Annotated in this window: 8 protein-coding genes; 6 read left to right on the top strand and 2 right to left on the bottom strand. The window is 66.4% G+C overall.

The features are described 5' to 3' along the window. Window positions 1-475: 475 nt before the first annotated feature. The 6 genes from WFQ67_RS27850 (at window position 476) to WFQ67_RS27825 (ending at window position 5,491) form a co-directional block, all read left to right on the top strand. Window positions 476-1,663 carry an MFS transporter gene (locus WFQ67_RS27850; RefSeq protein WP_337058788.1) on the top strand — a complete coding sequence of 396 codons (1,188 nt, stop codon included), beginning with the start codon at window positions 476-478 and terminating at the stop codon, window positions 1,661-1,663. A gap of 12 nt (window positions 1,664-1,675) precedes the next feature. Continuing rightward, window positions 1,676-2,443 (top strand): ABC transporter permease, encoded by a 768-nt coding sequence (locus tag WFQ67_RS27845; protein ID WP_213625528.1) that lies wholly within the window; start codon window positions 1,676-1,678, stop codon window positions 2,441-2,443. A gap of 9 nt (window positions 2,444-2,452) precedes the next feature. After that, on the top strand, window positions 2,453-3,223 hold the full coding sequence (locus WFQ67_RS27840; RefSeq protein ID WP_213625529.1) for an ABC transporter permease: 771 nt from the start codon (window positions 2,453-2,455) through the stop codon (window positions 3,221-3,223). A 16-nt stretch (window positions 3,224-3,239) separates the two neighbouring features. After that, window positions 3,240-4,061 (top strand): ABC transporter ATP-binding protein, encoded by an 822-nt coding sequence (locus WFQ67_RS27835; RefSeq protein WP_213625530.1) that lies wholly within the window; start codon window positions 3,240-3,242, stop codon window positions 4,059-4,061. Window positions 4,062-4,071: 10 nt separating this feature from the next. Then, window positions 4,072-4,659, top strand: a complete 588-nt coding sequence (gene ssuE, locus WFQ67_RS27830) for an NADPH-dependent FMN reductase (protein WP_213625531.1) — start codon at window positions 4,072-4,074, stop codon at window positions 4,657-4,659. A 310-nt stretch (window positions 4,660-4,969) separates the two neighbouring features. Further along, the gene (locus WFQ67_RS27825) at window positions 4,970-5,491 is read left to right on the top strand and encodes a hypothetical protein (RefSeq protein WP_213625532.1); all 522 of its coding nucleotides are present in this window, start codon (window positions 4,970-4,972) and stop codon (window positions 5,489-5,491) included. 417 nt (window positions 5,492-5,908) lie between these two features. On the opposite strand, the gene WFQ67_RS27820 is transcribed toward WFQ67_RS27825, so the two are convergent. Continuing rightward, window positions 5,909-6,553 carry a helix-turn-helix domain-containing protein gene (locus WFQ67_RS27820; RefSeq protein ID WP_337058787.1) on the bottom strand — a complete coding sequence of 215 codons (645 nt, stop codon included), beginning with the start codon at window positions 6,551-6,553 and terminating at the stop codon, window positions 5,909-5,911. A gap of 3 nt (window positions 6,554-6,556) precedes the next feature. After that, window positions 6,557-6,718, bottom strand: coding sequence for a hypothetical protein (locus WFQ67_RS27815; RefSeq protein ID WP_173178928.1), 162 nt, complete (start codon window positions 6,716-6,718; stop codon window positions 6,557-6,559). Window positions 6,719-6,829: the final 111 nt, after the last annotated feature.

Here is a 6,829-nt window from a genome sequence, read left to right as displayed (position 1 = left end):
TCTGCGCAGCGATGCGCAAGCTGCTGAACATCGCCTATGGCGTCTTGAAATCGGGCCGGCCATTTGACGCAAAACTGGCCCTTGCTCACTAGGAATCAAGACGGTATCTACATTTCGGGCGAGTCCGAGGGTGGCTGGTGGCACCGCATCGCGAATGAATTCGCTCCCACACAGCCCCGACAAACACACCCTGTCGCCCCACTGCTGCCCCAGCAACACCTTGCAAGCAGCGGGCTGCTGGCCTTGCAGCACGACAGCCGCAGTCGCGCCGAAACGCCCCATAAAATCCTTTTAATTCAATGAGTTGAACGAACACCAAAAAGCGGCACGCATGCTGCTATGTCTCCCGGCCCATGCGGTCGATGCGCCCTGCGCTACCGATTGCCAGCTGTTCGACCAGGATCCAGCCGATGCTCCCGACCTCCGCTCCACCTTCGCCCGTCACGGCACCGCTCCCGCAATACGGGGCGCGACCATGAGCCAGCGGCCCTCCGCCTTCCTCTTCAACTTCCTGCTGCTGGCCGCCTTCAGCGGCGCCACCATCGGCATGGCGAAGATCGTCACCACCCTCTATGCGCTGGAGCTGGGCGCCAACTCGATGCAGATCGGCGTGATCGCCGCCATGGAGTCCCTGGGGATGATCTTCGTCACCCTGCCAGCCGGCTTCGTCATCGCCCGCTTCGGCGCACGGCGGGTGTACTTCCTCGCCAGCCTCGGGCCGATGCTGCTGAACCTGCTGATCCCCGTGTTCGCCAGCTGGCTGTGGCTGGCGGTGGCGCGGTTGCTGATCGGCCTGTGCATCCCCTTCCGCATCGTCTCGATGAACAGCGCCTTCCTCCGCCAGCTGCGCCACATCGGCCACGCCAAGGCCGGCTGGTACCGCGGCGCCCTGACCCTGGGCATGGGCCTGATCGGCCCGCTGCTGGGCAACGCCCTGAGCGGCACCGGCAGCTTCACCCTGGGCTTCGTGGTGATCGGCCTGTGCTTCGGCGCGATGGCCGCCTACAGCCTGGGCTTCTGGGAAGAGGACGCCGGCGACGAGGCCGTGGCCGGCGTGCCGGGCAGCGGCCTGCTCGACGAGGTGCGCACCATGCTGGGCAACCCGGCGATCAGCGAGAGCTGCCTGATCGAGGCGGTCAGCGCGTCCACCGGCTCGCTCTACGGCACCTTCATCCTGCTGCTGGCCATGCAGGTGGCCGGGCTGACCCAGGGCCAGGCGGTGAGCCTGGTGATGATCCAGGGGCTGGCCTCGGTGCTCGCCCTGTTCGGCCTGGGCCGCCTGGTGCAGCTCGGCGGTCGCGCCTTCGCCTACGGCTCCAGCCTGCTGGCGGCGGTGGCGGCCCTGGCCCTGCTGGGCCTGGCCCATGACTACTGGCTGCTGGCTTTGGGCGCGGTGCTGCTGAGCATCGCCGCGGCGCAGGTGCACCTGGTGAACATGGCGCAACTGGCCAGCCACGCCATGGACAAGAGCAAGATCTCCGGCCTGTTCAACCTCGCCACCATGCTCGGCGGCTTCGGCGGCGCCATGCTCGGCGGGCTGGTCAGCCACCTGGCCGGGCTCGGCAACCTGTTCCTCTGCTGGATTCCCCTGGTGCTGGCCACCGCCCTCGCCTGCTGGCTGCGCGCCCGGCGACGGACCCCGGCACCCGCCCTTCGCTGTTGAACGAGGCCTGACATGACCGCGACCCTGAAACGCCTGCCGGGTGCGCTCACCTGGCTGATCTCGCCCCTGGCGCTGCTCGCGCTGTGGGCCGTGGTGGCCGACGCCGGCCTGTTCCCCCGCCAGTTGCTGATCCCGCCGCTGCACGTGCTGCAGGCCTTCGAGGAGCTGCTGCAGAGCGGCGAGCTGCAGGAGCACCTGGGCGGCAGCCTGTCGCGCCTGGGCCTGGGCTTCTGCTTCGGCGCCGTCGGCGGCCTGGCCTTCGGCGTGCTGATGGCGCTGTCGAAGCAGGTGGAGGCCTATTGCGGCCCGCTGTTCCATTGCCTGCGGCAGATTCCCAGCATCGCCCTGATCCCGATGTTCGTGCTGTTCTTCGGCATCGAGGAGACCTTCAAGATCGTCATCGTCGCCAAGGCGGCGTTCTTCCCGGTGGCCCTGGCCGCCAGCGAGGGGGTGAAGGCCATCCCGCGCAGCTACTTCGAGGTGGCCGACGTGTACCGCCTGAGCTGGCCGACCCTGGTGCGCGAGGTGGCCTTCCCCGCCGCCGCGCCACCGATCATCACCGGCCTGCGCATCAGCCTGACCCGCGCCTGGGTGGTGCTGGTGGCCGCCGAGCTGCTGGCCGCCGACAGCGGCCTGGGGCAGATGATCGAGATGGGCCGGCAGATGCTGCGCATCGATGTGGTGATGGTCGGCGTGCTGGTCACCGGGGTGATCGGCTTCGGCCTCGATTTCATTTTCCGCCTGCTGGAACGTCGCCTGTTCCGCTGGCAGTCGCGCTAGGAGATGCCCATGTCCCGAATCCTTTCATGGCTGCCGCGCCTGCGCGGCCTGGTGCTGCCGCTGGCCCTGCTGGCCGGCTGGGAAGCCCTGTCGCGCCAGGACGCCGCCAACGCCTATGCCTTCGTCCCGCTGAGCAGCATCGGCCGGGCGGCGGTCGAGCTGCTGGGCAACGGCGAGCTGCTGGTCAACCTCTTCGCCAGCCTGGCGCGCACCAGCGGCGGGCTGCTGTTCGGCGTGATCGCAGGCCTCGCCCTGGGCGTGCTGATGGCGCTGTCGAAGGTGGCCGACCGGCTCATCGGCCCGCTGTTCCATGCCATCCGCCAGGTGCCGATGCTGGGCTGGATCCCGCTGATCGCCATGTGGTTCGGCAATGGCGAATTCTCCAAGGTGCTGATCGTCTCCCTGGCCGCCTTCTACCCGATGGTGCTCAACACCTACGAGGGCTTCACCCAGGTGGAGAAGCGCTACCGCGAGGTGGGCCGGGTCTTCGAGCTGCGCCCCTTGCAGCAGTTCCGCCATGTGCTGCTGCCGGCCGCGCTGCCGAGTATCGCCACCGGCCTGCTGCACGCCCTGGCCTTCGCCTGGGTGACGGCGGTGGGCAGCGAGCTGTTCCTCTCCTCCGGGGCGGGCCTGGGCAACCTGATGATGAGCGCCGAGGCCGGCTCGCGCATGGAGGTGATCGTCCTCGCGGTGCTCTGCATCGGCCTGCTCGGCTACCTGATGAACCTCACCTTTTCCCGCCTGGCGCGCCATCTGCTGCGCTGGCGCAACACCCGTTGAACACAGGTTGATGACCATGACAGCACTCCCACAGAAGGCCCCGCTGGGGCAGCCCCACACGCTGACCGGTGCCCTGGAGATCCGCGGCCTGAGCAAGCAGTACCGCATCGAAGGCCGCACCCTGCCGGTGCTCGAAGGCATCGACCTGAAGGTCGCCCCCGGCGAGTTCGTCAGCATCGTCGGCGCCAGCGGCTGCGGCAAATCCACCCTGCTGCGGCTGATCGTCGGCCTGGAGAACGACTACGAGGGCGAGATCCTCCTCGACGGCCGGCGCATCGCCGCCACCAGCCTGGAGCGCGGCATCGTGTTCCAGGACCACCGCCTGTTCCCCTGGATGACGGTGCGCGAGAACATCGCCCTGGCCCTGAAGAACCACCGCCTCAGCGCCGCCGAGAAGGAGCGGCTGGTGGCCGAGCACATCGCCCTGGTCAACCTGCAGGGCTTCGAGAATGCCTGGCCGCACCAGCTTTCCGGCGGCATGGCGCAACGCGCGGCCATCGCCCGGGCGCTGGTGAACAAGCCCAAGGTGCTGCTGCTCGACGAGCCCCTGGGCGCCCTCGACGCCCTCACCCGCGTGCATCTGCAGCGCGAGCTGCAACGCATCTGGATCCAGCAGCGCAGCACCATGATCATGGTCACCCATGACGTCGAGGAGGCGCTCTACCTGGGCGACCGGGTGATCGTCCTCGACTCGCACCCGGGGCGCATCAAGCACGAGATCCGGGTCAACCTGCCGCACCCACGCGACCGCGCCTCGCCGCTGCTGCAGAAGCTCAAGGAAGAACTGCTCACCGAGCTGACCGGCCACGACACCCCCGCCACCGGCCAGGCGGCCTGAGGAGCGCAGCATGCGGATCGTCACCCTCGCCGGCAGCCCCGGCCTGCGCTCGCGCTCCGGCGTGATCCTCGCCCACGGCCAGCGCTGGCTCGTCGCGCACGGCGCGACCGTGCGCCACTTCGGCATCCACGACTTCAAGGCCGAGGACCTGCTCCACGCGCGCTTCGACAGCCCGGACGTGCAGGCGCTGATCGAGGCGGTGGCCGGCGCCGATGCGCTGGTGATCGCCACGCCGGTGTACAAGGCGTCCTTCTCCGGGGCGCTGAAGACCCTGCTCGACCTGCTGCCGGAGCGCGCCCTGTGCGACAAGCCGGTGCTGCCCATCGCCAGCGGCGGCAGCCTGGCCCACATGCTCGCGGTGGATTACGCGCTCAAGCCGGTGCTCTCCGCCCTCAAGGCGCAAGAGGTGCTGCACGGCATCTTCGCCATCGACGCCCAGGTCAGCTACGACGACCAGGGTGGCACCCTGGCCGACGACCTGCACCAGCGCCTGGAGGACGGCCTGCAGCAGTTGCTGGAAATCCTCCGGCGCCGCCCCGCACGGCTGCATCCACACCAGTTGGGCGAGAGCCTGAAGGCGGCGCGCTGGGGCATCTGATGCAGCGCCCTCCTCTTCGCCGCGAAAAACCGGCGGCTGGTTAGATCGATTATTCACTTCAGTTCTTTGCATAGCGCTGAAGTGAATATCCATAGCGTCGATCCGGCCTTCCCCACGCCCTGCTCGATCGCTCCAGCAGACGAATGGACGCTCCTGCCTCGAAACTCCCTGCCATACCGTCATTAGCGCTGCCGATGCGGGCTCGACCGCTGCTTCCTGAGCATCTTGTTGGCCCCGCCGCGCTGCCTAGAATCGGCCCCACGAAACCTTTCGACCCATCCGAACAATTCTGGCTTCAGGGAGTTTGAACATGATGAACGCGATGCAGATGCCGATGAACGCCGGCATGAACATGAACGGCATGATGATGCCCATGGGCATGCCGATGATGATGGCCACCATGTCCTGCAAGATGATGGACGATTGCATGGAATGCACCATGATGCCGGCCGCCGGCATGGACATGGCCATGTTCCGCAACAGCTGCGAAATGATGTCGATGATGATGGATTGCGGCATGCCGATGATGATGCACTGCGGCAACATGTCGATGATGTGCATGTCCCAGGCCGGCATGGCGATGATGCCCATGATGGGCATGCCGCAGATGACCATGATGCCGATGATGATGGGCATGCCCATGCCGTCGATGAAGTGCATGATGACCTGCTCCATGCAGGGCAACGGCATGATGTGCAAGATGATGCCGATGCAGGGCATGAACATGGACATGTTCAAGAACTGCTGCGCACTGATGATGAAGATGATGGAGTGCGGCATGCCGATGATGATGAGCTGCAACGGCATGCCGGTGATGTGCTGCACCTGCTGACACACCGCCCGTGAAAAAGCCCGGCCAGGGAAACCTGGGCCGGGTTTTTTTCATCCCGTCATGGCGACGCCCACCGTGAACGATGGGACGGCCCGGATGGCATGAGCGGTGGGCTGAAGCCCACCCTACGGAGCGTCCCGAATGGATGACCGACAGACCGTGGCTCGTTGGATGGGTAGAGCGGAGCGAAACCCATGCGGTGGTAGCTGTGGGTACGCTCGATGTCACTGTTCACGCGGGATGTGTTCGAGCATGCCTGCAACCGCGCATTGATGGGTTTCGTACCTCTACCCATCCTACGAAACCGTACCGCGAAAGACCCGCCGCAGGCACAGGGCTGCGGATGGCCGGATAGTCCATCGCGAATGAATTCGCTCCCACAAGGCGACGCATGACAGTGCCGCGATTGGTGCGGATCTAGTCCAGGCTTTCCGGGTAGGTCATGACCAGGTAGATGATCGCTTCGCTGTTGGCCGGGTTGCGGTAGCTGTGGGGCTGGTCGGCATAGAAGAGGATCGAATCCCCGGTGGAGAGCAGGTAGCGCTCGTCGTTGACGCTGACTTCCAGCACGCCCTGGGCGACCACCAGGTTCTCCTGGGTGCCCGGCGCGTGGGGCTGGGCTTCCTCGGTGGCGAGGCCGGCCAGGCGCACTTCGTAGAACTCGGCCTGGCGCTTCACCTCGAAGGGAAACAGCGCGCGGCTGACGAAGCCCTCCCCGGCGCTGACCAGGCGCTTGCTCTGCGCCGCCGGCAGGACCGCGACACCGGAAAAGGCGCGGTCGTCGAGGAAGGCGGCGACCGAGACCTTGAGCCCCTGGGCGACCTTGCACAACACCTTGATGGACGGGACGCTGCGCCCCGACTCGATCTGCGCCAGCATCGCCCGGCTCACGCCGGAGAGCCGCGCCAGCGCGTCGAGCGACAGTTGCCGCTTGCTGCGCAGGCGCAACAGGTTGTGGGCGACCCGCTGGCTGATCAGGTCGTCGTCACGGTTGCCGGCGTTGGGTTGGGCGAGTTCGAGGGTGGGGCTATCCGAGGCGAGGAATGAGCTGGGGGCGCTCATGCCTCAGGCCTCCCGCGAGCGATCCAGCGACCCGCTCTGGACGAGCTGGTGGGCCGCGTAGCCGGAACGCAGGGCATACATGCTCCACATCAGCTCGGCCATGCGGCGCGCCTGGCGACGTACACGGTAGCTGTTGAGGTCGATGACGTCTGCGGTGCGGCTCATGGATGTCTCCTCGGGAGCGCTGGAGTGACTCGATGGGGAGGAGACTATCACCGCACTTTTTATATCCATAAATAATCAATTTTCATTTATTAATTACCTATGGAGCTAAGC

Source organism: Pseudomonas sp. USHLN015 (assembly GCF_037153275.1).
Classification (GTDB): Bacteria; Pseudomonadota; Gammaproteobacteria; order Pseudomonadales; family Pseudomonadaceae; genus Metapseudomonas; species Metapseudomonas tohonis.
The sequence above is the reverse complement of the archived record's forward strand: the minus strand, read 5'-3'. Positions and strand labels throughout refer to the sequence as shown.